The 25,535-nt window shown below is 73.3% G+C and carries 20 protein-coding genes; 8 read left to right on the top strand and 12 right to left on the bottom strand.

All coding sequences use genetic code 11. From position 1 onward, the window contains the following. Window positions 1-40 precede the first annotated feature (40 nt). Together QRT04_RS16160 and QRT04_RS16155 are read left to right on the top strand one after the other, a co-directional pair. Window positions 41-382: a protealysin inhibitor emfourin gene (locus QRT04_RS16160; RefSeq protein ID WP_289456674.1), complete on the top strand. Its 342-nt coding sequence runs from the start codon at window positions 41-43 to the stop codon at window positions 380-382. Next, window positions 379-1,437 carry a M4 family metallopeptidase gene (locus tag QRT04_RS16155; protein ID WP_289456672.1) on the top strand — a complete coding sequence of 353 codons (1,059 nt, stop codon included), beginning with the start codon at window positions 379-381 and terminating at the stop codon, window positions 1,435-1,437. Before QRT04_RS16160 ends, QRT04_RS16155 begins: the two co-directional genes overlap by 4 nt. A gap of 53 nt (window positions 1,438-1,490) precedes the next feature. Here QRT04_RS16155 and QRT04_RS16150 read toward each other — a convergent pair whose 3' ends face one another. From QRT04_RS16150 to QRT04_RS16130, 5 genes are all read right to left on the bottom strand, one after another. Further along, the gene (locus QRT04_RS16150; RefSeq protein ID WP_289456670.1) at window positions 1,491-2,528 is read right to left on the bottom strand and encodes a hypothetical protein; all 1,038 of its coding nucleotides are present in this window, start codon (window positions 2,526-2,528) and stop codon (window positions 1,491-1,493) included. Window positions 2,529-2,658: 130 nt separating this feature from the next. Further along, the gene (gene ypfJ / locus QRT04_RS16145; RefSeq protein WP_289456668.1) at window positions 2,659-3,534 is read right to left on the bottom strand and encodes a KPN_02809 family neutral zinc metallopeptidase; all 876 of its coding nucleotides are present in this window, start codon (window positions 3,532-3,534) and stop codon (window positions 2,659-2,661) included. Between the two features lie 52 nt (window positions 3,535-3,586). Next, complete coding sequence (locus QRT04_RS16140; protein WP_289456666.1) at window positions 3,587-4,243, bottom strand: energy-coupling factor transporter transmembrane component T family protein; 657 nt, start codon at window positions 4,241-4,243, stop codon at window positions 3,587-3,589. Next, the gene (locus QRT04_RS16135) at window positions 4,240-4,956 is read right to left on the bottom strand and encodes an energy-coupling factor ABC transporter ATP-binding protein (RefSeq protein WP_289456664.1); all 717 of its coding nucleotides are present in this window, start codon (window positions 4,954-4,956) and stop codon (window positions 4,240-4,242) included. Before QRT04_RS16135 ends, QRT04_RS16140 begins: the two co-directional genes overlap by 4 nt. 1 nt (window position 4,957) lies before the next feature. Next, complete coding sequence (locus tag QRT04_RS16130) at window positions 4,958-5,680, bottom strand: biotin transporter BioY (protein ID WP_289456662.1); 723 nt, start codon at window positions 5,678-5,680, stop codon at window positions 4,958-4,960. Between the two features lie 246 nt (window positions 5,681-5,926). Between QRT04_RS16130 and QRT04_RS16125 the strand changes: the two genes are divergently transcribed. After that, window positions 5,927-7,780 (top strand): peroxidase family protein, encoded by a 1,854-nt coding sequence (locus QRT04_RS16125; RefSeq protein WP_289456660.1) that lies wholly within the window; start codon window positions 5,927-5,929, stop codon window positions 7,778-7,780. 137 nt (window positions 7,781-7,917) lie between these two features. After that, window positions 7,918-9,516, top strand: coding sequence for an ABC-F family ATP-binding cassette domain-containing protein (locus tag QRT04_RS16120; protein WP_289456659.1), 1,599 nt, complete (start codon window positions 7,918-7,920; stop codon window positions 9,514-9,516). 180 nt (window positions 9,517-9,696) lie between these two features. On the opposite strand, the gene QRT04_RS16115 is transcribed toward QRT04_RS16120, so the two are convergent. From QRT04_RS16115 to QRT04_RS16100, 4 genes are all read right to left on the bottom strand, one after another. Continuing rightward, window positions 9,697-16,989, bottom strand: a complete 7,293-nt coding sequence (locus QRT04_RS16115; protein WP_289456657.1) for a choice-of-anchor D domain-containing protein — start codon at window positions 16,987-16,989, stop codon at window positions 9,697-9,699. Between the two features lie 434 nt (window positions 16,990-17,423). Continuing rightward, complete coding sequence (locus QRT04_RS16110) at window positions 17,424-18,449, bottom strand: SURF1 family cytochrome oxidase biogenesis protein (RefSeq protein ID WP_289456654.1); 1,026 nt, start codon at window positions 18,447-18,449, stop codon at window positions 17,424-17,426. After that, entirely contained in the window at window positions 18,446-18,697 is a 252-nt protein-coding gene (locus QRT04_RS16105) for a hypothetical protein (RefSeq protein ID WP_289456652.1), read from the bottom strand. The genes QRT04_RS16110 and QRT04_RS16105 overlap by 4 nt, the downstream gene beginning before the upstream one ends. Continuing rightward, window positions 18,694-19,035 (bottom strand): DUF3099 domain-containing protein, encoded by a 342-nt coding sequence (locus tag QRT04_RS16100; protein WP_289456650.1) that lies wholly within the window; start codon window positions 19,033-19,035, stop codon window positions 18,694-18,696. The genes QRT04_RS16105 and QRT04_RS16100 overlap by 4 nt, the downstream gene beginning before the upstream one ends. A 123-nt stretch (window positions 19,036-19,158) precedes the next feature. On the opposite strand from QRT04_RS16100, the gene fabG reads away from it, so the two are divergent. The 3 genes from fabG to QRT04_RS16085 are packed head-to-tail and all read left to right on the top strand — an operon-like array spanning window position 19,159 to window position 21,238. Next, on the top strand, window positions 19,159-19,887 hold the full coding sequence (gene fabG, locus QRT04_RS16095; protein ID WP_289456649.1) for a beta-ketoacyl-ACP reductase: 729 nt from the start codon (window positions 19,159-19,161) through the stop codon (window positions 19,885-19,887). A 55-nt stretch (window positions 19,888-19,942) separates the two neighbouring features. Beyond that, window positions 19,943-20,713 (top strand): enoyl-ACP reductase FabI, encoded by a 771-nt coding sequence (gene fabI / locus QRT04_RS16090; RefSeq protein WP_289456647.1) that lies wholly within the window; start codon window positions 19,943-19,945, stop codon window positions 20,711-20,713. Window positions 20,714-20,728: 15 nt separating this feature from the next. Next, window positions 20,729-21,238, top strand: coding sequence for a SixA phosphatase family protein (locus QRT04_RS16085; protein WP_289456645.1), 510 nt, complete (start codon window positions 20,729-20,731; stop codon window positions 21,236-21,238). 40 nt (window positions 21,239-21,278) lie between these two features. Here QRT04_RS16085 and serB read toward each other — a convergent pair whose 3' ends face one another. Together serB and glgC are read right to left on the bottom strand one after the other, a co-directional pair. Then, window positions 21,279-21,929 (bottom strand): phosphoserine phosphatase SerB, encoded by a 651-nt coding sequence (gene serB / locus QRT04_RS16080; RefSeq protein ID WP_289456644.1) that lies wholly within the window; start codon window positions 21,927-21,929, stop codon window positions 21,279-21,281. A 91-nt stretch (window positions 21,930-22,020) separates the two neighbouring features. Next, a complete protein-coding gene (glgC, locus tag QRT04_RS16075) occupies window positions 22,021-23,262 on the bottom strand; it encodes a glucose-1-phosphate adenylyltransferase (protein WP_289456643.1) in 1,242 nt (413 codons plus the stop codon). A 116-nt stretch (window positions 23,263-23,378) separates the two neighbouring features. Between glgC and glgA the strand changes: the two genes are divergently transcribed. Further along, window positions 23,379-24,587 (top strand): glycogen synthase, encoded by a 1,209-nt coding sequence (gene glgA, locus QRT04_RS16070; RefSeq protein ID WP_289456641.1) that lies wholly within the window; start codon window positions 23,379-23,381, stop codon window positions 24,585-24,587. Between the two features lie 53 nt (window positions 24,588-24,640). Here glgA and QRT04_RS16065 read toward each other — a convergent pair whose 3' ends face one another. Further along, window positions 24,641-25,441, bottom strand: a complete 801-nt coding sequence (locus QRT04_RS16065) for a hypothetical protein (protein ID WP_289456639.1) — start codon at window positions 25,439-25,441, stop codon at window positions 24,641-24,643. Between the last annotated feature and the right edge of the window lie 94 nt (window positions 25,442-25,535).

The following is a 25,535-nucleotide window of genomic DNA, read 5'->3' as shown; positions in this document are numbered from 1 at the left end:
CAAGACTGGTCGCAGCCCGAGCCGCGAGGGAGGACCGCCGATGGAGATCGAGCTCTCGCAGTCCGGCGGCTTCGCTCCGGTGCCCCCGGCGATGCGGCACGTGGTGATCGAGACCGAGCGGCTGCAGATGGCGGCGTCCACCCGGCTCGTGGGGCTCGTCGACGACGCGGACCTCGCCGGCCGACCCGCCGAGGCGCCCGTGCCGTCGGGGGCGGCCGACTACCGCACGTTCACGCTCACCGTGACGGGCGAGGGCACCGTCAACCGCACGATCACGTTCACCGACCTCGACGACGACCCGGTGCTCACCGAGCTCGTCCGCACGATCTCGTCGCTCGCCGCGACGCCCCCCTCACCCGACGACCCCGAAGGAGCCGCATGACCGACCGCCACCCGTTCGCGTGCATCGTCCCGCCGCACATGCTCGAGTCCATCGCCGAGAACGGCTCGCCCGAGCAGCGCGAGGCCGCCCGGCACACGCTGCGGCTGTCGGGCGCGCTCGTCGGCGGACGTTCCGAGCCGACGCCGCCGCCGGTGGTCCCGGAGGCGCTGTCCCAGGCGCTGACGCCGACGGCGACGGTGACGATCTACACCGCGGGTAACCGGACCGCGCTGCCCGGCACGGTCGCCCGTACGCAGCACGGTCCGGGCGGCTCGGACGTCGCGGTCGACGAGGCGTTCGACGGCCTGACGGCGACGCTGCGGCTGTACGGCGGCGAGTTCGACCGCGACTCGATCGACGGCCGCGGCATGGACCTCGTGGGCACCGTCCACTACGCGCGGGACTACGACAACGCGTTCTGGAACGGCTCGCAGATGGTGTTCGGCGACGGTGACGGCACGCTGTTCAACCGGTTCACGATCGCGGTCGACGTCATGGGCCACGAGCTGACGCACGGCGTCACGCAGTACAGCGGCGGCCTCGACGACGGCGACCAGCCGGGCGCGCTGAACGAGTCGGTCTCCGACGTGTTCGGCTCGATGGTCAAGCAGTTCCACGCGTCGCCCCAGCAGACGTCCGACGAGGCCGACTGGCTGATCGGTGCCGGCCTGCTGGCGTCGGGCGTCCACGGCGTCGCGCTCCGGTCGCTCAAGGCACCCGGCACGGCGTACGACGACCCGGTGCTCGGCACGGACCCCCAGCCGGCCGACATGACGGGCTTCGTCGAGGGCGGCGACCCGCACGTGAACTCGGGCATCCCGAACCGTGCCTTCTACCTCGCGGCCGTCGGCCTCGGGGGGTACTCGTGGGAGCGCGCGGGTCAGGTCTGGTACGAGGTGCTCACCGCCGCGGACCGGCCGACGGGCCTCACGTTCGCCGACTTCGCGCAGCGGACGGTCGACGCCGCGGTCAAGGCGTTCGGGGACGACGCGGCGCGGGTCGTGGCGGATGCGTGGCAGCAGGTCGGCATCGAGACGACGCTGCCCGCGGCCTGAGCCCGGGACGGGCGGAGGGGTCGCAGGCTCGCGCCCGCGACCACCCCGTCGCGTCAGGGCTGCACGAGGTAGGGCACCCGCGTCCAGCTCAGCACGTGGTCGGCGCCCGGCCGGTTGATCGTCACCGACAGCCAGTCCTTGTTGTTGCTCGAGCCGTCGACGGTGATCCGGTGCAGGTTGTCCGCCGAGCCCGTGACGCGGTAGGTCGCGAGCCAGGGCGAGCCGGTCGCGAGCGGCTGGTCGCTGTTGTAGACGTGGCTGTCGCCGTTGACGAGGTACACCTCGCCGCGGAAGGTCCGGGACTCGTCGACGATCGCCTGCACGAGCGGCTGGAACGCGGAGATGTCGTTCCACGTCGGCGTGTAGGTCGGGTCGAACATGTCCGCCTGCTGCAGGAGGACGACGCCGCGGTCGTGGCGCTGACGCGCCTGGGCGAACGAGTCGCGGATCAGTGCGATCGCGTTCGCCATGCGGGCGTCCTCGGCCGCGAGCTGCTCGGGGGTCGCCTGGGTGTAGCCGAGCCCGTCCCACGGCTGACGTCCGTCGTTGCTGCCCACGACGTCGTACATCGCGAAGTCCACGCCGTCGCGCCGCAGCTGGACGTTCTCCGGGTACCCGGCCGCGGCCTGCGAGTCGAGGCGGATCGGGTTCTGGCCGAGCGACCAGCCGGGGTTCGCGAAGAAGGCGGAGCGGTCGTAGGCGAGGCGCTCGAGCGGGTTGTACGCGCCGTTGTTGGCGCGGTGGCAGTCGGTCCACTCGTTGTCGCCCGGGACGTAGACCAACGGGTTCACGAACGTGTCGAAGTCGGCCTTGATCTGCCCGTAGTAGGCGTCGTCGCAGCGGCTCGAGCCGTTCTTGATGTCGCCGACGTGGAACGTCAGCTCGGGGTCGGCGGCGTTGATCTGCTGGATCCACTGCGGGAACGCCGCGATCTGAGCGGCGCCGTAGGGCACGTCGCCGATGACCGCGAAGCTGTAGTGCCCCGGCTTGTCCTGCCCGGGCGGCGTCGGCGCAGCCAGGGTGGGAGCCGCGGTCGCGGCGACGGCCGCCACGGCGAGGGTCAGGGACAGGAGCGCACGTCGTGCACGCATCGGTACTCCTCGAAGGGTGCGGATCGCCCGAAACCGGCGTCGCGGGCGCGGCCCCACCCTGGCGGCCGGACGCCAACGGCCGGAGAACGTCCGGCGGACGTCGGGAGAACGACCGGTGGCGTGGCCTCCGTCAGAGCGACGACGCCGAGAAGGTGTCGCACGAGGCGATCGACTTGCCCTGGTAGCCCTTGGTGAACCACCGCTGCCGCTGCGCGCTCGTGCCGTGCGTGAACGAGTCGGGGTTCACGCCGGCGCCGGACTGCGCCTGGATGTGGTCGTCGCCGACCGCGGCGGCGGCGTCGAGCGCCGTCTCGAGCTGCTGGTGCGTGATGGGCTTCAGGTAGGTCACGCCGGTGTCCGGGTCGACGGTGCTCGCCGCCTTGCCGGCCCACACGCCCGCGAGGCAGTCGGCCTGGAGCTCGACGCGCACCGAGTCCGACGACGCACCCGTCCCACCCCGGTTCGCCCGTGCCATCACGCCCGTCACCTGCTGGATGTGGTGGCCGTACTCGTGCGCCACCACGTACTCCTCGGCGAGCGGACCGCCCTCCGCGCCCAGCTGCGTCGTGAGGTCGTCGAAGAAGCTCGTGTCGAGATAGATCGACTTGTCGTCCGGGCAGTAGAACGGCCCGCTGGCAGCCGACGCCTGACCGCACCCCGTGTCGGTCGAGTCCTTGAACGACCACACCGCCGGCACCTCGGCGCCCTCCTGCTGCATCGTGGGGCCCCAGACCGTGTCGAGCGAGTCGATGGTCGCGGAGAGCCGGCACGTCCGGTCGGTGTTCGCCTGCTCGGCGCTGCACTGACCGACCGTGCCCTCGGTCTCCTGGCCGCCCGCTCCCTGCAGCAGCTGGGTCGGGTCCGCCTGGCCGTGCGTCAGCAGCACGATCACCAGCGCGACGAGAGCAGCGCCGATGCCGCCACCGCCGATCGCCAGGCCGCGCCCGGCGCCGCTGCGCGTCCCGACACGTCCCGAGTTGAAGGACCCGCCCTCCTGGAAAGTCATGCCGAGACGGTAATTCGGGTCCGGGCGGCCCGCGACGCGAGGCGGGCGGCCGTCAGCCGGTCGGCCCTGCGTCGTCGCCGAGGCCACGCGCCGCGAGGGCGTCGCCCGTGGCGCGCGCGTGGCCGATCATCCGGACGGCGGCCGGCACGACCAGCGCGCGCGGCTCGCGCTCCAGCCCTCGGGCGCGGGCGGCGTCGCGCGACTCGAGCGTCGTGCCGATCAGCACCGGGATCGAGCGCAGCAGCAGGCCGACCGCGAGCGAGAACGTCTCGGGCCGCAGGCCCAGCGGGCGCAGCGGACGGACCGCGCGGCTCAGCGCGTCGAGCAGGTCGTCGGCGCGCGTCGTCGCCGTGAGCAGCGTCGCCAGCAGCGCGACGGCCAGGAAGTCGAGGGACACCTCGAGCGCCGCGGCCCAGCCCGCGACCCACCACTGGAAGGCGCCGACGACGGCGATCGTCACGAGCAGCCCCGCCATGCCGCGCGTCGTGCGGTGCAGCGGCACGCGCGCGAGCGCCTGGAGCCCGACCGCGAGAGCGAGGGCCACGGCTCCCGAGGCCGGCCCGTGCACGAGCACCACGGTCGTCGTGGCGGCCAGGAGGGCCAGCAGCTTCGCGCCGGCCGGCGCGCGGTGCACGACGCTCGTCCCGGGGTGGTAGAGGCCGAGCGGGCCGGCCCACGGCGCGCGCAGCGGCTGGCCGGAACGGCTCACGGACGCACCCCGAGCATGAGCGCGCGATACGCGGCGAGGGCTGACGCCGGGTCGCCGTCCGCGACGACGCGGCCGCCGTCGACGACGAGAACGCGGTCGGCGCGCGCGGCGGCCTCGAGGTCGTGCGTCACGAGGACCACCTGCTGCTCGAGGCCCTCGAGGAGCGCGTCGACGCGCGAGCGCCAGCGCAGGTCGAGCAGCGTCGTCGGCTCGTCGCAGACGAGCACGTCGGGCCGGGTCGCCAGCACGGACGCGAGCGCGAGCAGCTGGCGCTGGCCGCCGGACAGCGCCTGGACCGGGACGTGCGCGCGGTCGCCCAGCCCGAACCGGTCGAGCGCGTCGATCGCGGCCGCCTGCCGCGCGGCCTTCGTCAGCGGCAGGCGGCGCAGCGAGAGCGCGACGTCCTCGACGGGCGTCGGCATGACGATCTGCGCGTCAGGGTCCGTGAACACGAACCCGACGCGCCGCCGCACCGCCGCGCCGTCCCGCGCGGTGTCGAGACCGTCGACCGTGACGGCGCCGGCCGACGGCAGCACCAGACCGTTGAGCAGCCGCGCGAGCGTCGACTTGCCCGACCCGTTCGCCCCGACGACGGCGATCCGCCGCTCGGCCAGCCGCAGCGTCACCGGCCCGAGCAGCGGCACGACGCGGTCGGGACCGCCCGCCGGGTCGGGTGACCAGGCGGTGACGAGGACGTCGTCGAGCTCGATCACGTCAGCGGCGCGTGCGGGCCAGGTCGGGGAACGCGCGGAACACCGTGAGCGCGACGAGGGCCGCGAGGGCTGTCTTGATCACGTCGCCCGGCACGAACGGCAGGTTGGCGGCGAAGGCGGCGTGGAACGACAGCCCGGCGCGCCACACGAGGCCCGCGATGCCGAAGACGTCGAGCACCACGGGGCTCGCGACCAGACCGGCCACCAGCAGGGCGACGTAGCGCACGCCGCCTCGCCACCACGGCCGGGCGGCGAGTCGCGCGAGCGCACCGCGCCCCGCACGACCCGTCCCGTCGCCGAGCGTGCGGGTTGCGACGTGCAGGGCGGGGCCGGCCAGCGCGCCGGCGACGGTCGCGGCGGCGAGGAACCCGACGAGGTACCCGCCGGTCGGCCCGGTGAGCACCGCGAGGCCGGCGCTGTGGTCCGCGAACACGGGCACGCCCGCGAGCCCGACGACGAGGTAGAGCGCGACGGCCGCGAGGCCGCGCCGAGCGCCGAGCACCAGGCCGGCGAGGACCACGGCGAACGTCTGGAGCGTGAACGGCACGCCGGCCGGACCCGGGACGCCCGGGACGATGCTGCAGACGGCGATGAACGCGGCGAACGTCGCGACCAGCGCGACGTCGGTGGTCGCCTGGCGGCGCACGACCGGGACGGGCGCCGTGGCGGGCGGCGTCGGCGCGGTCGCGGGGTCGTGGTGCTGGTCGGTGGTCGTGCCGGACATGGGTCCCCCTCGGGGCTCGTGTCGGATGGGCCACCCGCCGGAGCTGCGCGGGTGTGCTCGACGCTAGCCGTTCACCCGACGGCCGAGTCCTGTGCGCGCGGCCAACGAGGACGGCGCAGCGTCGGAGGAATCCACCACGGCCGCACCGCTCCGTGACGGAGCGCGCGGTGGTAGGCGGGCCTGCCCGAGATGTCGCGTCGGCGATAGTTTGGCCGCCTCACCACGGAGACCGGCGAGGGGGCCACCATGTCCGTCGAGGAGAAGCCCGAGCACACGAGCACGTCGGACGTCCCGGACCGGCCCGGCCCGCTGCGCTCCTGGTACGACCACCTCGCCGACGAGATCTCGCGCGAGCACCCGTGGTACGAGCTGCCGAAGGTGCTCGGCCTCGCGGAGCTCATCGGCATCCGGGACACGCTGCGCCGCGAGAACCTGTTCGACACCTCGCGCCTGCCGGCGGTGCATGCGGTCCAGCCGCCCGCGTACGACGAGCGGTTCCGCGACGAGCGCACCCCGGACGGCAGCTGGAACGACCTCGCGCACCCCGAGATGGGCATGGCGGGCACGCGATTCGGACGCAACGTGCCGCTCGAGCACACGTGGCCCGACACGGACCGGATGCTCGTCCCCAACCCCCGCGTGGTCAGCCGCCGGCTCATGACGCGCGAGCGGCTCAACGCCGCCACGGCGGGCAACGCCATCATCGCGTCCTGGCTCCAGTTCATGATCCACGACTGGTTCCGCCACGGGACGAGCCCGACGACCGACCCGTGGGTGCTCCCGACCGTCGAGGGCGACGACTGGCCGGACCCGCCCGTGCTCGTCATGCGCACGCCGCCCGACCCGACGTCGCCGCCCGACTCGCCGCACCCGCCGACGTACCGCAACGTCAACACGCACTGGTGGGACGGCTCGTCGATCTACGGGAGCGATCTCGACGCGCAGCGGTTCCTGCGCGAGGGCGCGGGCGGGCGGCTGCGGATCGTCGACGGGATGCCTCCCGTGCCCGACGACCCAGCCGCCGACCCCACGCGGACGCCCGGCTTCTGGCTCGGGCTCGGCATGATGCAGACGCTGTTCTCGCTCGAGCACAACGCGGTCGCCGCCCACCTCGCGCAGGCCCACCCCGACTACGACGACGAGCTGCTGTTCCAGAAGGCGCGCCTCGTGACGTGCGCCGTGATCGCGAAGATCCACACGGTCGAGTGGACGCCGGCCGTGACGGCGCACCCGACCGCCGCCGAGGCGCTGCACGTCAACTGGTACGGGCTCGCGGGGGAGCACCTGCACGACTTCGTCGCCACGTTCTCGAAGGACGAGGCGCTGCGCGGCATCCCGGGGACGCGCACCGAGGACTTCGGGGTGCCGTACGCGCTCACCGAGGAGTTCGTCGCGGTCTACCGCATGCATCCGCTGATCCCGGACGACTTCGACTTCCGCTCGGCGGCGGACGACAGCGCGACGCTCGGCGCCCGGCAGTTCTCGGAGATCACCGGTCCGCAGGCGGTGCCGATCCTGCGCGGGCAGCGGCTGACCGACCTGCTCTACACGTTCGGCACCACGAACCCCGGCCTCGTCACGCTGCACAACTACCCACGCGGCCTGCAGACCTACGTGCGTCCCGACGGCAAGCTCATGGACATGGCGGCGCTCGACGTCCTGCGCTGCCGGGAGCTCGGCGTCCCGCGCTACTGCGAGTTCCGCCGCCTGCTCCACCTGAGGGTTCCCGAGTCGTTCGCCGACGTCACGAGCAACGACGTGTGGGCGCGCGAGCTCGACGAGGTCTACGAGGGCCGGCTGGAGGACCTCGACCTCATCCCGGGCGTGATGGCCGAGGACCTGCCGGAGGGCTTCGCCTTCTCGGACACCGCGTTCCGGATCTTCGTGCTGATGGCGTCTCGCCGGCTGAACAGCGACCGGTTCTTCACCGAGTCGTTCACCGACGACGTGTACACGCCGGAGGGCATGGCCTGGGTGAAGGCCGCGTCGATGGGCGCCGTCCTGTCCCGGCACTGCCCGGACCTCGCGCCGTACGTGCGGGACCTGCCGAACGCGTTCGGCATCTGGGCGCGCGCGGAGGGCCACGCGACCCGCGGCTGACGGTCGGGCCGACGGTCGGCTGACCGGTCGGTGCGGGCGTGCGCGGAATCACGAAGGGGTGACGGGCACCGCGGCCGTAGACTTGACGCCGTTTGTGCCGCGGCCCCCTCCGCCGGCCGTCTCGGAGGAAAACCCACGTGATCACCGCCTCGGGTGTCGAGCTGCGCATCGGCGCACGCGTGCTGCTGGAGCCGTCGACCTTCCGGATCGCCGCCGGCGACCGGATCGGGCTCGTCGGCCGCAACGGCGCGGGCAAGACGACGCTGACCAAGACCCTGTCGGGGGAGACGCAGCCCACGGGCGGCACCATCTCGCGGGCGGGGCAGGTTGGCTACCTGCCGCAGGACCCGCGCACGGGCGACCTGACGATGCTCGCGATGGACCGCGTGCTCTCGGTCCGCGGGCTCGACGAGATCGTCCGGCAGATGCGCGCGACCGAGGTCGCGATGGCCGACGGCGACGACGCCACGCGTGACGCCGCGATGGAGCGGTACTCGAAGCTCGAGGCGCGGTTCACCGCGGCCGGCGGGTACGCCGCCGAGAGCGAGGCCCACCGCATCGCCTCGAACCTCGGGCTCGACGAGCGCGTGCTCGGCCAGACGATCGGCACGCTGTCCGGCGGCCAGCGCCGCCGCGTCGAGCTCGCGCGCATCCTCTTCTCGGGTGTCGACACGCTGCTGCTGGACGAGCCGACGAACCACCTGGACGCGGACTCGATCGCGTGGCTGCGGGACTACCTGCGCGCCTACTCAGGCGGGCTCATCGTGATCTCGCACGACGCGGACCTGCTGCGCGCGGTGGTCAACAAGGTGTTCCACCTGGACGCGAACCGCGGCCAGCTCGACCAGTACAACCTCGGCTGGGACGCGTACCTGCAGCAGCGCGAGACCGACGAGAAGCGCCGCCGCCGCGAGCGCGCGAACGCCGAGAAGAAGGCGGCCGTCCTGCTGGCGCAGGCCGACAAGATGCGCGCGAAGGCGACCAAGGCGGTCGCGGCCCAGAACATGGCCCGCCGTGCGGAGAAGATGCTCTCGGGCCTCGAGGCCGCGCGCATGAGCGACAAGGTCGCGCACCTGCGCTTCCCCGACCCGGCGCCGTGCGGCAAGACCCCGCTGACGGCCGAGGGCCTGTCGAAGTCGTACGGGTCGCAGGAGGTCTTCACCGACGTGGACCTGGCCATCGACCGCGGCTCGAAGGTCGTGGTGCTCGGGCTCAACGGCGCCGGCAAGACGACCCTGCTGCGCATCCTCGGCGGCATCGAGAAGTCGGACACGGGCGAGGTGAAGCCGGGCCACGGCCTCAAGCTCGGCTACTACGCGCAGGAGCACGAGACGCTCGACCTCGAGCGGACCGTCGTCGAGAACCTGCGGACGGCCGCACCCGACCTCACGGACACCCAGGTCCGCTCGGTGCTCGGCTCGTTCCTGTTCTCGGGCGACGACGCAGACAAGCCCGCGCGCGTGCTCTCGGGTGGCGAGAAGACGCGGCTCGCGCTCGCGGCCCTGGTCGTCTCGGCGGCCAACGTGCTGCTGCTCGACGAGCCGACCAACAACCTGGACCCCGCGTCGCGCGAGGAGATCCTCGCCGCGCTGCGCAACTACGCCGGCGCGGTCGTGCTCGTCTCGCACGACGAGGGCGCCGTCGCGGCGCTCGACCCCGAGCGCGTGCTGCTGCTGCCCGACGGCGCCGAGGACCTGTGGGGCGCCGACTACCTGGACCTGATCGCGCTCGCCTGAGCCCAGGGCGGTCTGCCGGCCGCCGGGCGACCGCGCACGACGGCGGCCGCCCGCAACGGGGGCAGGAGACTCGCGTCGCCGGCAGCGGTCCCTCCGAACCGAGCGCGCGCCGACGGCCCGGGTCAGGGGGAGGGCCCCGACCCGGACCGTCGTCACGCGCCGCCGGTCACGCCACGCGCGTCAGTTCCGCGTGATCGTGAACCCCGGGCAGGTGTTGACGATGTCGTGCGAGCTGTTCGTCATCGTCAGCCCGGTGAACGTCACCGCGCCGATCGCCGGGCCCTGGCCCGACTCGGGCGCCGGGTTGCACCAGACGGCGTTCCCGACGCGTCCCGTCAGGCTGAACGTGGCCGTGGCGTCGACGTTGCTCTTGTCGGCGCGGGGCTCGTTCGCCCTGTCGACCGTGACGTTGGTCAGCGTCGTGTCGGCGATCGGGTTCGTCGGCTGGGACGCCGACAGGTACTTCGTCTGCATCATGATCCCGTCGTACGTGGGGTCGGAGATGTCGACGTTGCTGATCCGGATGCCGGTGAACGCGCCGTCACCCGAGTACAGCCAGAGGCCGGGGAACACCTGCTGGCCCCAGAAGTGACCGCCCGACCGGACGATCGAGACGTTGTCGATCGTCGTCGTCCCCGAGAACCCGACGAACGAGATCCCGAAGTTGATCGACGACACCGTCAGACCGGGGTAGGTCAGCTGGTCGGCCGCGTACAGGTTGCGGAACGTGTTGCCGGAGCCGCCGTAGACGGCGAACCCGGACGCGCGCCACGTGAGCGTCGCCGTGAGGTTCTGCTCGAGGTTGTTCGCGACCGTGCCGGCGTGCACGTCCTGGGCGTTGAACAGCGCGAAGCCGTCGTCACCCGTGGCGCGCGCGACCGAGTTGGTGATCGTGTTGCCCTGGCTGTCGTTCGCGAGCGTGATGCCGTCCGCGAACGTGTCGTCGATCCGGTCGTTGGAGAAGGTCGACGAGTCGACGTTCTGCCCCCAGACCATCACGACCATGTGGTTGACCCAGACGTTGTCGATCACGATGTTCGACACGTTGGTCAGCGGGAACGCCTGGCCGGAGCCGTCCTGGCGGTTGGTGTAGTTGCCGACGATCGCGAAGTTCCGGAACTGCGACCCGGTCGCCGCGGCGCCGGTCGGGGTGAACCCGACGTCGGTGTTCTCCTGGCTCTGCGGCGCGACGAGCCGCGTGAACCACGGCCCGGCGCCCACGATCTGGAGCGCCTTGGTGCCGAGGTTGAACTTGCCGGAGACCGCGTAGTCGCCCGCCGGGAGGTAGACCCCGGTGAAGGTCGAGCTGCCGTTGGCCGTGTTGATGGCCGTCTGGATCGCGTTCTGGTCGCTGCCCGAGACCGTGACGAGGTGCGTCGGGTCCGGGTTGGCGACCGCCGTGGCGAGCTCGAGCTGGACGAAGTCCACCGCGATGTCCGCGCCGGTCGTGTCGCGCACCGACAGCGTGCTGCCGGCCGGGACCGTGGAGGTGAGCACGGCGCCCGCCTCGTCGTAGATGTGCCGCGGCCCGGTGCCCGAGTTCTGCGGCGACGTCTCCGCGCCGTAGAGCCAGGCGTACTTCGACACGAGGGTGACCGTGCCGACCTGGGTCGAGCCGTTGAACACGCCCAGCGTGGTCGTCGTCCCGTCCGGGATCGAGTACCGCACGTCGATCGTGTTGGTCGCCGCGCGCGTGGTCCACGAGACCGACTGCCCCGACGACGTCAGGTGGACGGCCTTGCGGCCCGACGCCTCGCCGGCGAGGTCGCCGATCGTGCGGTTCGGCCCGACGACCGTGCCGCCGGAGACCGTGCCGTCCTCGGCCTCGTAGACGTCGTACGGCATGCTCGCGCCGCGCCCGACCGCGAACGCCGCCGTCGCCGTGTTGTTCGCCTGCTTGACGGCGAGCTCTGCGGAGTCGGTGGCGACGGTGGTCGTCACGGTGTACTTGCCGTCGGCCGCGGTCCACGTGCCGGCCTGGACCGTGACGGACGCGCCTGCCGCGATCGCGCCCGAGGGCGCGGACGGCGTGAGCGTCTTGACCGTGGCACCCGACTGGTCCTTGATCACGACCGTCACCGCGTGCGAGCCGGAGCTCGACGGCTGGTTGCCCTGGTTGCGGACGACCGTGGTGAACGTGACGGTCTGGCCGCCCGACGGCGTGCCCGGCGACCAGGTGGTCGACGCGACGAGGTCGGCGCTCTGGACGGGGGCGACGGTGAGCGCCGCACCCGTGCCGGAGTTGTTGCCCTCGTTGAGCTCGACCACCGCGTTGCCCTCGTCGACGACCGCCGACGTGGCGTAGGTGCCCGCCGTCTGCGTGCCGACGTTGGCCGAGACCGTCGTCTGGCCGCCCGCCGCGATCGCCGCGACGTTCGCCGAGCCCACCTTGGTCGTGCCGAGGTAGAAGCTCACCGTCGTGGCGGCGGACGACGCGGTGCCGATGTTGCGCACCGTGGCCGACATGGTGACGGCGTCCGTCTCGACCGGGCTCGCCGGCGACGTCGTCACCGCGCTCACCGTGAGGTCGGGGTTCGGCGCCTTGGTGCCGAGCACCTGCAGCTCTGCGACCTGGCCGCCGGGCGCCCCGGAGTTGGCCGTGAACGACAGCCGCACGTCGGCGGCGGTCGCGCTGACCGGGATCGTCACGACGTTGGTGCCCTGCGTGAACGTGTACGTCGCGCTCGCCTTGATGGTCGTGTACGCGCCGCCCGCCTGGTCGCGGCCCTCGATCGAGAACGTCTGCGTCCGGGTGCCCCACGAGGCGTCGGGGTTGAGCTTCACGACGACGGACGTGACGTTCACGTTCGTGCCCATCGCGACGTTCAGCCACGACGGGACCGCGCCCTCCCAGTAGGTGGCGAGGTTGCCGTCGTTCGCGTTCGCGGCGACGAACGTGAACGTGTCGGACGAGCTCGTCATCGGCTTGCCCGCCGCCTGGTCGGTCGACGTGGTCGACGCGCCCGTGCCGGAGAGGGCCACCGTGAGCGACGGGTTCGTCGCGTTGCTCGCCACGGTCAGCGTGCCCGTGCGGGTGCCGGCCGCCGTCGGGGCGAACGTCACCGCGACCGTGCATGCGGCGCCCGCCGCGAGGGAGGAGCCGCACGTCGTGGTGTCGGAGTAGTCGCCGCTCACCGAGACGCCCGAGATCGCCGCCGCGGCGGTGCCCGTGTTGCTGATCGTCACGCTCTGCGCAGGCGCCGACGAACCGACGCTCGTGCTCGCGAACGCGAGGCTCGACGGGCTCGCGGTGAGCGTCGCCGTGCCGGTGCTCGCCCCCGTGCCCGTCAGCGGCACGGCCAGCGTCGGGTTGCTCGCGTTGCTCGTGACCGTGAGCGTGCCGGTCCGCGAGCCGGCCGCGGTCGGCCGGAACACGACGGAGACCGTGCACGACGAGCCGGCGGCGAGCGTCGACGAGCACGTCGTCGTCTGCGTGAAGTCGCCGCTGGCCGTGATGCCGCTGATCGACGCCGACGCCGTGCCCGTGTTGCTGAGGGTCACGGTGAGCGGCGAGCTCGACGAGCCGGTGCCGACCGTGCCGAACGCGACGGTCGTCGGGTTCGCCGCGAGCGTGGCCGACGTGGCCGCCGTGCCCGTGCCGGACAGCGCGACGGTGAGCGACGGGTTGCTCGCGTCGCTCGCGACGGTGACCGCGCCGGTCCGGGCGCCGGCCGCAGCGGGCCGGAACGTCACGGACGCGGTGCAGGACGCGCCGGCCGCGAGCGTGGCGCCGCACGTCGTGGTGTCGGCGAAGTCGCCGGCCACGCCGACGCCCGACAGGTTCGCGGTGCTGCCGCCCGTGTTGGTGACGGTCACGGTCTGCGCCGCGCTCGTCGACCCGACGCCGGTGCTGCCGAACGACAGGCTCGTGGGGCTCGCCGCGAGGGTCGCCGGGCCGGGGTTGCCGCCCGACCCGTACACCTCGAGCTCGGAGAGCTGACCCGCGGGCTGCCCGCTGTTCGCCGTGAACGTGACGCGGACGTAGCGCTCGGTCGCCGCGGTGAACGCGATCGCCACCGTGTTCCCGCTCGCCGGGTCGAACGTGTACGTCGCCGAGGCCTTGAGCGTCGCGAACGACGAGCCGTCCGTGCTGCCCTGCACCTGGAGCGTCTGCGTGCGCGTCGCCCACGCCGTGGCGGGCGGCAGCTTGAGCACGACCTTGCTGACGCTCTGCGCCGAGCCGAGGTCGGCCTGGACCCACTGCGGGAACGCGTTGTTGCTGCTCTCCCAGTAGGTGGTGGCGTCACCGTCGGTGACGTTCGCCGAGGCGTACGTCTGCGTGTGCGACGACTCGGAGGTCGTCCTGTGCAGCGCGAGGTTCGTCGTCGACGTGCCCGCGCCGGTGCCCGAGAGCGACGCCGTCACGGCGCCGTTCGACGCGTTGCTCGCGACCGCGAGCGACCCGGTGCGCGCGCCCGCCGCGGTCGGCGTGAAGGTCACCGCGACGGTGCACGAGCCGCCGGCCGCGATCGACGAGCCGCACGTGCTGGTCTGCGAGAAGTCGCCGCTCGCCGTGATGCCCGAGAGCGTCGCGGCCGCCGTGCCCGTGTTGCTGACCGTCACGGTCTGTGCCGCGCTCGGCGAGCCGACGGCCGTCGACGGGAACGTCAGCGACGCGGGGGACAGCGACAGCGTCGCCGTCTGCGGCGGGTTGCCGACGCCCGGGTAGACCTCGAGCTCGGAGACCTGGCCCGCGGGCCAGCCGGAGTTCGCCGTGACGTTGAGCCGCACGTACCGCGCGGAGCCGGACGGCACGGTGATCGTGACGACGTTGCCGGTCGCAGGGTCGAACGTGTACGCCGCCGAGCCGACCAGCGTGCTGAACGACGAGCCGTCCGTGCTGCCCAGGACCGAGAACGTCTGCGTGCGCGTCGCCCACGCTGAGGCGGGCGGCAGGTGCACGGTGGCCTTCCCGACCGCGTACGTCTGGCCGAGGTCGACCTGCACCCACTGCGGGAACGCGTTGTTGGCGCTCTCCCAGTAGGTGGACGTGTCGCCGTCGGTCACGGCGCTTGCGGGCTGCGCGGAGTTCACCTGGCTGCTCGCCGTGGCGGTGCGGCCGGCCGCGACGTTGGTCGTCGAACCGACGCCCGACCCCGACAGCGCGACGGTCGTGGGGGAGTTGTTCGCGCTGCTCGTCACGGTCAGCGTGCCCGAACGTGCCCCCGCGGCGGTCGGCGTGAACGTGACGCCGAGCGTGCAGGACGAGCCCGCCGCGATCGTCGTGCACGAGCCCGGCCTGGCGAAGTCGCCCGAGACCGTGACGCCGGAGACCGTGGCGGTCGACGTGCCGGTGTTGGTGATCGTGACGTTCTGCGCCGTGGTCGTCGCGCCGACGACGGTCGACGCGAACGCGAGGCTCTGCGGGTCGGCCGACAGCACCGGCCCGGGCGCGACACCCGTGCCGGCGAGCGGGACCGAGGTGGCCGAGCCGCCGACCGTCACGGTGAGCGACCCGCTCGCCGCGCCCGCCGCGGTGGGTGCGAACGTGACGCCGACGGAGCACGACGCGCCGGCGGCGAGCGACGAGCCGCACGTCGACGTCTGCGCGAACGGGCCGGAGACCGCGAGCGTGACCGACTGCGCCGCGGTGCCGTTGTTGGCGACCGTGATGCTACGAGCGGCGCTCGTCGTGCCCGTGGCCTGCGAGCCGAACGAGAGCGAGCTCGGCGTCACGGTGACGTCGTTCTCCGCGACGTACGGCGGCCAGACGGGCGTGGCGAACGCGCCGCACGCCGGCGTCCCCGAGATCCCGGAGTTGCCGCCGCCGTCGGTGACCGCGAAGTTCGAGCCCTCGCAGCTGTAGACCGGGCTCGACGCCCCGACGCCCGTGGCCGTGAGGTTCGCGATCGACGCCGAGCCGCCCGTCTGCTCCTGCAGCACGTACGTGCCCGTGCCCTGCACGGTGACGTTCGACAGGTTCACGCCGCTGACCGTGCCTTCGACCCACTGGATCGCCTCGTACGGGCTCTGCTGGATCAGCGCGTTCGACACGTTGATCGGGCCGGTGATCGCGCCCTGGCTGCCGTCGAACCACAGCGCGCCGACGCCGAACTGCCAGTTCGGGTCGAGGCTGCCGTCGCGGATCAGCGTGTTGTTGCTGATGGTGGTCTTGCCGACGGGGGTCGACGTGAAGCGCTGCCCGACGTGGATGCCGCCGCCCTGCGTGAGGCCGGCGTCGACGACGCGGTTGCCCGTGACGGTGTTGTCGTGGCCGCCGTAGATCGCGATGCCGTTGGCGAGGATCGGGTACTGGACCGTGTTGTTGCTGAACGTGTCGTTCGCGTCCGCCCCGAGCGCCGAGTCGGCCCACGTGGCGAGGCCGTCGTCGCCGAGGTTGCGCAGGTCGCTGTTCGTGACGGTGGAGTTGGTGACCCCGCCGTGGAAGTTGATGCCGTCGGCGGTCGTGTCGCGGATGCGCATGCCGCTGAACGTCAGGCCGTCCATCGGGCCGTCCATCCACGCGCCGACCTTCAGGTGCTCGATCCACAGGTTCGAGACGGTCGAGCTGCTCATCGCGCCGCCGACGCCGTTGACCTGCGCGTTGTCGTCACGCTCCTGCACGTCGCCCGAGATCGCGAAGTCGGACAGGTGCACGTTGGTGCTCGGGTGGGGCGCCGAGCTCCCGTAGAAGCCCGGGGCTGCACCGGTCACGGTCGAGTACCACATGCCCGCGCCCTTGATGGTCACGTTGTCGACCGCGATGTGGCCCGGCACCTTGAACGTGCCCGCCGGGATCCAGACGGTCCCACCCGCGCCGGCGGCGCTGATCGCGGCGTTGAACGCGGCGGTCGAGTCGCTCGCGCCCGTCGCGTCGGCGCCCTTGCTCGTCACCGACACGGCGCCCGCGGGCGGCGTGAGCTGGTCACCGACCTGCTCGAAGTCCGCGAGGTCGATCGTGTAGCTGCTCGCGGTGTCCTCGGCGTCGACCTGGACCTTGAACGTCGTGCCCGCCGGGTAGGTGGTGGAGAACAGCCGGTGCACCTCGTCGTAGAAGTGGTGCGGGTTGCTGCCGGGCGTGTTGGTGAACGGGTAGCTGCCGTAGTACCAGCTGTACGCGTTCGTGGTCGTGAGGTTCGGCTGCTTGGTGCCGTTGACGTAGAGCGACAGCGGCGCGGTGTACACCGCGCCGTTCGACGAGTCGGGGATCGAGTACCGCAGCACGATCGAGTTGGTCGGCGCAGTGGTCGTGAACTGCACGTACTTGCCCTGGCCGCTGAGCGTGACCGCCTTGCGGTACGACGCCTCGGCGGCGAGCGTGCCGTAGGTGACGCCGGTCGACGTCGGGCCGACGACCGTGCCGTTGGTCGACGCGTTCTCGGCCTGGAGCTCGACGTAGGGGAGGGTGGCGCCGCGCCCACCGGTGGCGGCGGCGGCGGCCGCAGGCGTGGAGGCGACGACCCCCACCGCGGCGGCGAGGGCGACGGCACTCAACGCGCCCAGGGCGACGCGAGCATGACGAGCGAGGGACATCGGGGGCTCACTCTCGGTGCGGGACGGACGTGCGTGACCGCAGCGCGCGGACCGGCCGTCGGCTCGGCGCGTCGACCGGGAGGGGTGGGTCGGGACGCGGGCGTGCACGGATCGGGTCGGAGGCGTCGCTGCCTCCTCGGGCTCCGCGCGGTGGCGCGGAGTGGACCGGGGTCTGACTCGTGACCGGACAGCGCTGACCGATCGACGCAGACCGTATTGGCCCGGACAACTGCCCGCAAGACCGACATTGCGCAACGCAAGTTGCAAGGAATTGCATGCAAAACAGTGACACCACGCCACCCGACACCGTTGTCGGGTCACTGAGGTGCAGCGACGCGATCGCAAGCAACGACGCGACACCCACCTGGGAGCGCGCTCACCAGGCCCGAACGCGGTCAAAGCCGGCGTGACTTGCGTGCGCTTGCGCGCCCCGGTCAGCGCTGCGGGGTGCCCGTCGGCCGCACGACGTCGTCCGGGGAGCCGAGCTGCGCGTCGACGACGGCGTCCTCGTAGTCCTCGTCGCGCCCGCCGCGGCGGTACGGCGCGTCGCCCCGCGAGCCGCCCGCCGGTCGGCGCTGCGGGGCAGGCCGGCGCGCGCCGCGGGTCGGCCACAGGCCGTCGACGCCCTCCGGCACCGCGAGCGGGTCGTCGGCGTCCGCCGGGTCGGGCTCGCCCTCGGCGTCGACCGCGCGCTCCTCGAGCAGGTCACGCCGCGCGAGCATCGAGAACCCGATCAGCCCGCCGAGCGCGAACACCCACCACTGGAACGCGTACGACAGGTGCGGCCCGGGGTCGGTGTCCGGCGCGTCGAGCGCGCCCGGCAGCGACGCCGCCGCGGGGCTCTCGGCGACGAGCCCGCCATAGGCGGCGTACGCGGGCGCACCGACCGGGACGGCCGAGCCGCCCGCGGCGAGCGCCTGCTCGACGTTGATCGCCTGCACCTGGCCCGCGGGAGCGCCGCGCCGCGACGCAGGCTCGTCCTGCCGCAGCCGCACCGTCACGTCGACCGTGCCGGACGGGGGCGCGGGCGGGGTCACGCCGACCGAGCCGTTGGCCCCGGTCTGCACCCACCCGCGGTCGACGAGCAGCACGGCACCGGCGTCCGTCGGGGCGCCCGCGGTCCCGGCCGACGAGTCCTCGACGACGAACGGCACCAGCACGTGGTAGACCGGCCCGTCGTCGGACGGGCGGTTGCGCAGCAGCACCGTCGCGTCGGGCAGGTAGTGGCCGACCACGGAGACGGGGTGCCACACCTTCTCTGCCGGCACGGGCGTCGACGTCGTGGGCAGCAGGTCGCGGATCGGCACCGGGGCCGCCGAGTAGTTGTGGTCGACGATCGCGATCTGGCCGTCGCGCCACACGTGGCGGTTCCACTGCCAGCGGCCGAGGAACGTGCACACCACCGCGACCAGCACGCCGACGAGCACCAGCCCGACGGCGCGGCGCACCGCTGGGCTCACCGAGCGGCTCCCTCGAGGTCGCCCGCGGGCACGACGTCGCGCAGGAAGCCGCGCACGTCGAGGTACTGGCTCAGGTGCTCGCGGTGCTCGTCGCACGCGAGCCACACCTTGCGGCGCTCGGTCGTGTGCAGGCGCGGGTTGTTCCAGAGCAGGCCCCACGCCGCGGTCTCGCGGCAGCCGCGCGCGCTGCACACCAGCTCGTCGACGGGGTCGGGGCGCGACGCGTCGGCGGACTCGGGTGTGCTCACTGCTGCCCACCGCCCAGCTGGCCGCCCGACCCCGGACCGCGCTCGATCTCGCGCGGTTCGAGGTAGCTCGCGGAGTCGTCCTGGCGCTCGCGGCCGGCGTTCGCGCCGATCACGGCGGTGTAGGGGAGCACGACGGCGGCCGCGATGAACACGAGCGAGAGCCACAGCGGCACGTGGCCCCACGTGAGGATCGCGCCGATGAAGCAGACGAGCCGGATGCCCATCTGGACGAGGTAGCGGACCTGGCGGCGGCTGATGTCGTCGGCCAGCGGCTCGGGCGCGTTGGTGATGGACGGCACCGCCGGCGCCCTGGCGGCGCGCTGCTTGCGGGTGCTCACCACCTGAGTCTAGGCCGCGTCCCGGGCAGGGGCCGGTGTTGTGCGGCCTCCACAAACGGCTCCCACGGTTCGTGTCCGGGCCGGTGCCGCGACCTGCGGCGGACGTCGGCTAGCGTCGTCACCGTGCCTGAGACTCCCGACAACCCGACCCCCCGCAGCGTGCTCGTCACGGGCGCCAACCGCGGCATCGGCCGAGCGATCGCCGAGCGCTTCGTGGCCGCCGGCGACCGGGTCGCCACCATCTACCGCTCGGGCGATCTGCCCGAGGGCGTGTTCGGCGCCGTGGGCGACGTCCGCGACACCGCGAGCGTCGACGCGGCCTTCGCCGCGATCGAGGCCGAGCAGGGCCCCGTCGAGGTGCTCGTCGCCAACGCCGGCATCACGCGCGACCAGCTCCTGCTCCGGATGACGGACGAGGAGTTCTCGGACGTCATCGACGTCAACCTCGCCGGCGCGTTCCGCTGCGTCCGCCGCGCGAGCAAGCCCATGATCCGGCTGCGCCGCGGCCGCATCGTGCTGATCTCGTCCGTCGTCGGGCTCTACGGCTCGCCGGGCCAGGTCAACTACGCCGCGTCGAAGGCCGGCCTCGTCGGCATGGCCCGGTCGATCACGCGCGAGCTCGGCTCGCGCAGCATCACCGCCAACGTCGTCGCGCCGGGGTTCATCGACACCGACATGACGCGCGCGCTGCCCGAGGCGACTCAGAAGCAGTACGTCGACTCGATCCCGCTGGGCCGCTTCGCCACCCCGGACGAGGTCGCGGGCGTCGTCGAGTTCGTCGCCTCGCCGGCGGCCGCCTACATCTCCGGCGCCGTGATCCCGGTCGACGGCGGCCTCGGCATGGGCCACTGAGCCCGACCTTCCCGCACCCGACCTTCCCGCACCCGAAAGAAACGGACACACAGCCATGGGCCTGCTCGAAGGCAAGAAGCTCCTCATCACCGGCGTCCTGACGGACGGCTCGATCGCGTTCCACGTCGCGCGCCTCGCCCAGGAGGAGGGCGCCGAGATCCTGCTCACCTCGTTCGGGCGCCAGTTCCGCCTCACCGAGGTCATCGCGCGCCGCCTGCCCCAGCCGGCGAAGGTGCTGCAGCTCGACGCGACGAGCACCGAGGACCTCGAGGCGCTCGCGGACCGCGTGCGCGAGGCCGGGTTCGACCACCTCGACGGCGTCGTGCACTCGATCGGATTCGCCCCGCAGTCCGTCATGGGCGGCAACTTCCTCGCGGGCGAGTGGGACGACGTCGCCACCGCGCTGCACGTGTCGGCGTACTCGCTCAAGTCGCTGTCGGTCGCCGCGCAGCCGCTGCTCGCGCCCGGCGCGGCGGTCGTCGGCCTGACGTTCGACGCGCGCTACGCGTGGCCGGTCTACGACTGGATGGGCGTCGCGAAGGCCGCCTTCGAGTCGACCGCGCGGTACCTCGCGCGCGACCTCGGCCCGTCCGGCGTCCGCGTCAACCTCGTCTCGGCGGGCCCGATCCGCACCACGGCCGCGAAGTCGATCCCCGGCTTCGAGGCGATGGAGGGTGGCTGGCCGGAGCGCGCACCGCTCGGCTGGGACGTGTCGAACCCGGAGCCGGCCGCGCGCGCCGTCGCCGCGCTGCTCTCCGACTGGTTCCCCGCCACGACCGGCGAGATCGTGCACGTCGACGGCGGCGTGCACGCCATGGGCCTGTGACGGCACACTGAGCCGGTGACGAACCGTCGGCTCCTGCTGCTGCGCCACGCCAAGGCGGAGCACCCCGACAACGTCGTCGACCACGAGCGGCCGCTCTCGCTCGTCGGTCGACGGCAGTCGGCGGGCGTCGGTGCCGCCCTCGCGGCGGCGGGGCTCGTGCCCGACCTCGTGCTGTGCTCGTCGTCGCTGCGCACCCGGCAGACGTGGGACCTCGCGCGCCAGTCGCTCGGCGCCGACCCCGAGGTGCAGGTCTCCGAGGAGGTCTACGACGCCGCCACGCGCCCCCTCGTGGAGCTTGTGCGCGGCGTCGACCCGGACGTCGAGACGCTCCTCGTCGTGGGGCACGAGCCGACCATGTCGCACGTCGCGGAGCTGCTCGCCGGACCCGACTCCGACGTGACCGCGCTCGCGCGCGTGCGCGTCGGCGTGCCCACCGGCAGCTGGTCGCTGCTCGAGTGGGACGGCGAGTGGTCGGAGCTCGACCGGGGGACGGCGACGCTCGTGCGGCTCGGCGTGCCCGACTGACGCTCGCGCGTCAGGGTGCGGCAGCGCGCGTCAGGGCGCGTCAGATCGCGAACGGCGGCAGCACGAGCGCCTCGTCGAGCCGCTGCTCGATCGCGGCGTCGGCCGCCGCGCGCACGAGCGGCTTGGCGCGGTACGCGACCGAGTAGCCGGCGACGGCCATCATGTCGAGGTCGTTCGCGCCGTCGCCGATCGCGACCGTGTGCTCGAGCGCGGTGCCGGTCGCGCTGGCGTACGCGCGCAGCGTCGCCGCCTTCGCGGCGCGGTCCACGACGTCGCCGACCACGCGGCCTGTCAGCCGTCCGTCCGCGACGCCCAGGCGGTTCGCGCGGACGAGCGTGATGCCGAGGCGCGCCGCGAGCGGCGCGACGATCTCGATGAACCCGCCCGAGACGAGCCCGACGTGCCAGCCGCGCGCCTGCACGGTCGTCACGAGCTCCGCGGCGCCGGGTGAGAGCTCGACCTGCGCGAGCACGTCGTCGAGGACCGACACCGGGAGCCCCTCGAGCGTCGCGACGCGCTCGTGCAGGGACTGCGCGAAGTCGAGCTCGCCGCGCATCGCACGCTCCGTCACCTGCGCGACGAGCGCCCCCGAGCCGGCGCGGTCGGCGAGCAGCTCGATGACCTCGCTCGTGATGAACGTCGAGTCCACGTCCATGACCAGCAGGTGCGGAGGCGCGGCGGGGGTCGTCACGCGTCGCAGGGTAGCCGCGCCGACGGCGCACCGACCGGGCGGTCCACGCGGGCCGGCCGCCGCCCCGCTCCGTCGAGGTGCCGTGTGCCGGTCAGTCCGTGACGGTCGCGCCCTTCGGGACGACCGTGATCCCGGACGGCGTCACCGTGAAGCCGCGCGCCAGGTCGTGCTCGCGGTCGAGCCCGATCCGCGCCCGCTCGGGGACGATCACGTTCTTGTCGAGGATCGCGCGGTGGATCTGGGCGTACCGGTTGACGATGCACCCGTCCATGAGCACCGAGTCGGTGACCTGCGCCCACGAGTGCGCGCGGACCCCCGGTGACAGCACCGAGCCGGAGATCGTGGCGCCCGAGATCACGACACCGGGCGACACGATGGAGTCCGCCGCGTGCCCCAGCCGCCCGGCGCCCGCGTGCACGAACTTGGCGGGAGGCAGGCCGGTGTACCCCGTGTGGAGCGGCCACTCGTCGTTGTAGAGGTTGAAGACCGGCTCGATCGCGATGAGGTCGGAGTTCGCGTCGTAGAAGGCGTCGATCGTCCCCACGTCGCGCCAGTAGTCGCGGTCCCGCGGCTTGGACCCGGGGACGTCGTTGCGGATGAAGTCGTAGACGCCGGCGGTCCCCTTGGCGACGAACGCGGGGACGATGTCGCCGCCCATGTCGTGCCGCGACGTCGGGTTCTCGGCGTCCTCGGTCACGGCCCGCACCAGGGCGGCCGCGTCCATCACGTAGTTGCCCATCGACGCGAGGATCTCGTTCGGCGAGTCCGCCAGGCCCACGGGGTCCGACGGCTTCTCGCGGAACGCCGCGATGCGCGTGGGGTCGGACGGGTCGGTCTCGATGACGCCGAACTGGTCGGCCTCCGAGATCGGCTGCCGGATGCCCGCGACGGTCAGCTCCGCGCCCGACTCGATGTGCGCGTCGACCATCTGCGAGAAGTCCATGCGGTACACGTGGTCCGCTCCGACCACGACGACGATGTCCGGCCGCTCGTCCTCGATGATGTTGAGGCACTGGTAGATCGCGTCGGCGCTGCCGAGGTACCAGTGCTTGCCGACGCGCTGCTGCGCCGGGACCGCGGCGACGTAGTTGCCCAGCAGCGCCGACATCCGCCACGTCTTCGAGACGTGCCGGTCGAGGCTGTGCGACTTGTACTGCGTCAGCACGATGACGTGCAGGTAGTGGGAGTTGATGACGTTCGACAGCGCGAAGTCGATCAGCCGGTAGATGCCCCCGAACGGGACCGCCGGCTTGGCCCGGTGAGCCGTCAGCGGCATGAGTCGTTTGCCCTCACCACCTGCGAGGACGATAGCCAGGACACGCGGCGTCGCCATGCTCCTGACCCTAGGCGCTGCCCGGCCTCACGGCGAGGCGGAGGTGGCCCGGCGCGCTAGCGTGTCGCGCAGGTGGGACGCCGTCCGGGGCGCTCCTCGAGCTGCGGAGGACCTGCGTGCGCGTCGACCTGCTGACCCGTGAGTACCCGCCCCACGTCTACGGCGGTGCCGGGGTCCACGTCGCCGGCCTGACGAGGGTGCTGCGCGAGCGCATCGACGTGCGCGTGCTCTGCTTCGAGGGTCCGCGCGACGAGCCCGGCGTGCAGGGGTACTCGGTGCCGGGCGGGCTCGCGTCGGCGAACGCCGCGCTGGGCACCCTCGGCGTCGACCTCGAGATGGCGGCGGACGTCGACGCGGACCTCGTGCACTCGCACACCTGGTACGCGAACCTCGGCGGCCACGTGGCGTCGCTGCTGCACCAGGTGCCGCACGTCGTGACGGCGCACAGCCTCGAGCCCCTGCGGCCGTGGAAGGCCGAGCAGCTCGGCGGCGGGTACGCCGTCTCGAGCTGGGCCGAGCGCACCGCGTACGAGGCCGCCGCGGGTGTCATCGCGGTGAGCGGCGGCATGCGCGCCGACATCCTGCGGGTCTACCCGAAGCTCGACCCCGACCGGGTGCACGTGGTGCACAACGGCATCGACCTGGACGGCTGGCGGCGGCCGACGTCGCCCGACGCGCTCGAGGCCGCCGACGCCACGGTCCGCAGGCTCGGCATCGACCCGTCGCGGCCGTCGGTCGTGTTCGTCGGCCGGATCACGCGCCAGAAAGGGCTGCCGTACCTGCTGCGCGCGGCCGAGCGGCTGCCGGACGACGTGCAGCTCGTGCTGTGCGCCGGCGCGCCCGACACGCCGCAGATCGCGGCCGAGGTGACCGGCCTCGTCGAGCAGCTGCGCGCGCGGCGGTCGGGCGTGGTGTGGATCGAGCAGATGCTGCCGCGCGACGAGCTCGTCGCCGTGCTCGCGGCCGGGACCGTCTTCGCGTGCCCGTCCGTGTACGAGCCGCTGGGCATCGTGAACCTCGAGGCGATGGCCGTGGGACTGCCTGTCGTGGGGACCGCGACGGGCGGCATCCCCGAGGTCGTGGACGACGGCGTGACGGGCGTGCTCGTGCCGATCGACCAGGTCCAGGACGGCACCGGCACGCCCGTCGACCCCGACCGGTTCGTCGCCGACCTCGCGGCTGCCCTCGCGGACGTGGTGGGTGACCCGGGCCGTGCCGGCGAGTGGGGCGTCGCGTCGCGGCGCCGGGTCGAGGACCACTTCTCGTGGGACGCCATCGGCGAGCGGACGCTCGCGGTGTACCGCTCGGTGCTCGGCCAGGCCTGAGCAGGGCGTGCGCTCGGCTGGTCGCCGCCGGCCGGAGCGCTCAACCGGGGCGCTCAGCCGGCCAGGCTGGTCGCCGCGGCGGCCATCGCGCGGCGGGCCATCCGGTCGATCTCGCGCAGCGCGGTCGAGCGCTGGTCGGCCTGCCACAGGTTGACCGCGCCGCCGTCGTCCTGCGCGGCGAGCGCCACGATCGCGCGCAGCCGCACCGCGGACGCGAGCACGCGCACGCGGCGGCCCTCGAGCCCCCGCGGCAGCCGCCAGGCCGGCAGCTCGAGGTCGCGGATCGACGCGAGCGTGTCCGCGGCCTCGGGCCGCCACCGCGCGACGTCGAGCCGCATCAGCGCCTCGGTGGCCTCGACGAGCCCCTGGCGCAGCTCGCGCTCCGCGTCGGCGAGCGAGCCGGTCGAGCCGTGGGCCGCGAGCCGCCAGTCGGGCACCTCGGCGACGTGCCACGTCACCAGGTGCCCCGGCTCGAGGTGGGAGCCGAACCGTTCGACCACCGGCACCGCCGCGACGCACGCACCGGGCGTGTGCACGAGCACGCACTCGCCGGCGTCGGTCGCGTCCTGCGCGACGACGGCCGGGGTCGCGCCGAGGTCGCCCGGTGCGGGCACCGTGACGGCGACCTCGCGGGGGAGCCCGTCGAGCGCGTCGACGAGCGCCTGCAGCGACGCCCGGGGGGCGGCCGTGCCGTCGGCGGCGTCGAGCGGCGCGGACGACGGCCCCACGGCCCGCACGCGGTGCGGTTCGTCGTCCGCCTGGACGGCGTCGACCAGGGTCGCGCGTTCCGGCTCGGGCGCGGCGAGCCAGAGCGCGAGCAGGACGGAACGGGGCAGGTCGAGCGCTTCGTGCACGCGACCACGGTAGGGCCGTCGCCCGCGTGAGCGACCCCACGCGCCGCGCCCCGGGACGGTCGGCGGACCGGCGCGCGACGGCCGTTAGGGTCGT

This window comes from Cellulomonas alba, assembly GCF_030362835.1.
Lineage (GTDB): Bacteria > Actinomycetota > Actinomycetes > Actinomycetales > Cellulomonadaceae > Cellulomonas > Cellulomonas alba.
Note: the sequence above shows the minus strand (reverse complement) of the source record. Positions and strands in the feature narration are given on the sequence as shown.

Coding starts and splice junctions, on each gene's coding strand:
- QRT04_RS16160 (WP_289456674.1), top strand. CDS start 41: ATGGAGATCGAGCTCTCGCAGTCCGGCGGCTTCGCTCCGGTGCCCCCG.
- QRT04_RS16155 (WP_289456672.1), top strand. CDS start 379: ATGACCGACCGCCACCCGTTCGCGTGCATCGTCCCGCCGCACATGCTC.
- QRT04_RS16150 (WP_289456670.1), bottom strand. CDS start 2,528: ATGCGTGCACGACGTGCGCTCCTGTCCCTGACCCTCGCCGTGGCGGCC.
- ypfJ (WP_289456668.1), bottom strand. CDS start 3,534: ATGACTTTCCAGGAGGGCGGGTCCTTCAACTCGGGACGTGTCGGGACG.
- QRT04_RS16130 (WP_289456662.1), bottom strand. CDS start 5,680: ATGTCCGGCACGACCACCGACCAGCACCACGACCCCGCGACCGCGCCG.
- QRT04_RS16125 (WP_289456660.1), top strand. CDS start 5,927: ATGTCCGTCGAGGAGAAGCCCGAGCACACGAGCACGTCGGACGTCCCG.
- QRT04_RS16115 (WP_289456657.1), bottom strand. CDS start 16,989: ATGTCCCTCGCTCGTCATGCTCGCGTCGCCCTGGGCGCGTTGAGTGCC.
- fabI (WP_289456647.1), top strand. CDS start 19,943: ATGGGCCTGCTCGAAGGCAAGAAGCTCCTCATCACCGGCGTCCTGACG.
- glgC (WP_289456643.1), bottom strand. CDS start 23,262: ATGGCGACGCCGCGTGTCCTGGCTATCGTCCTCGCAGGTGGTGAGGGC.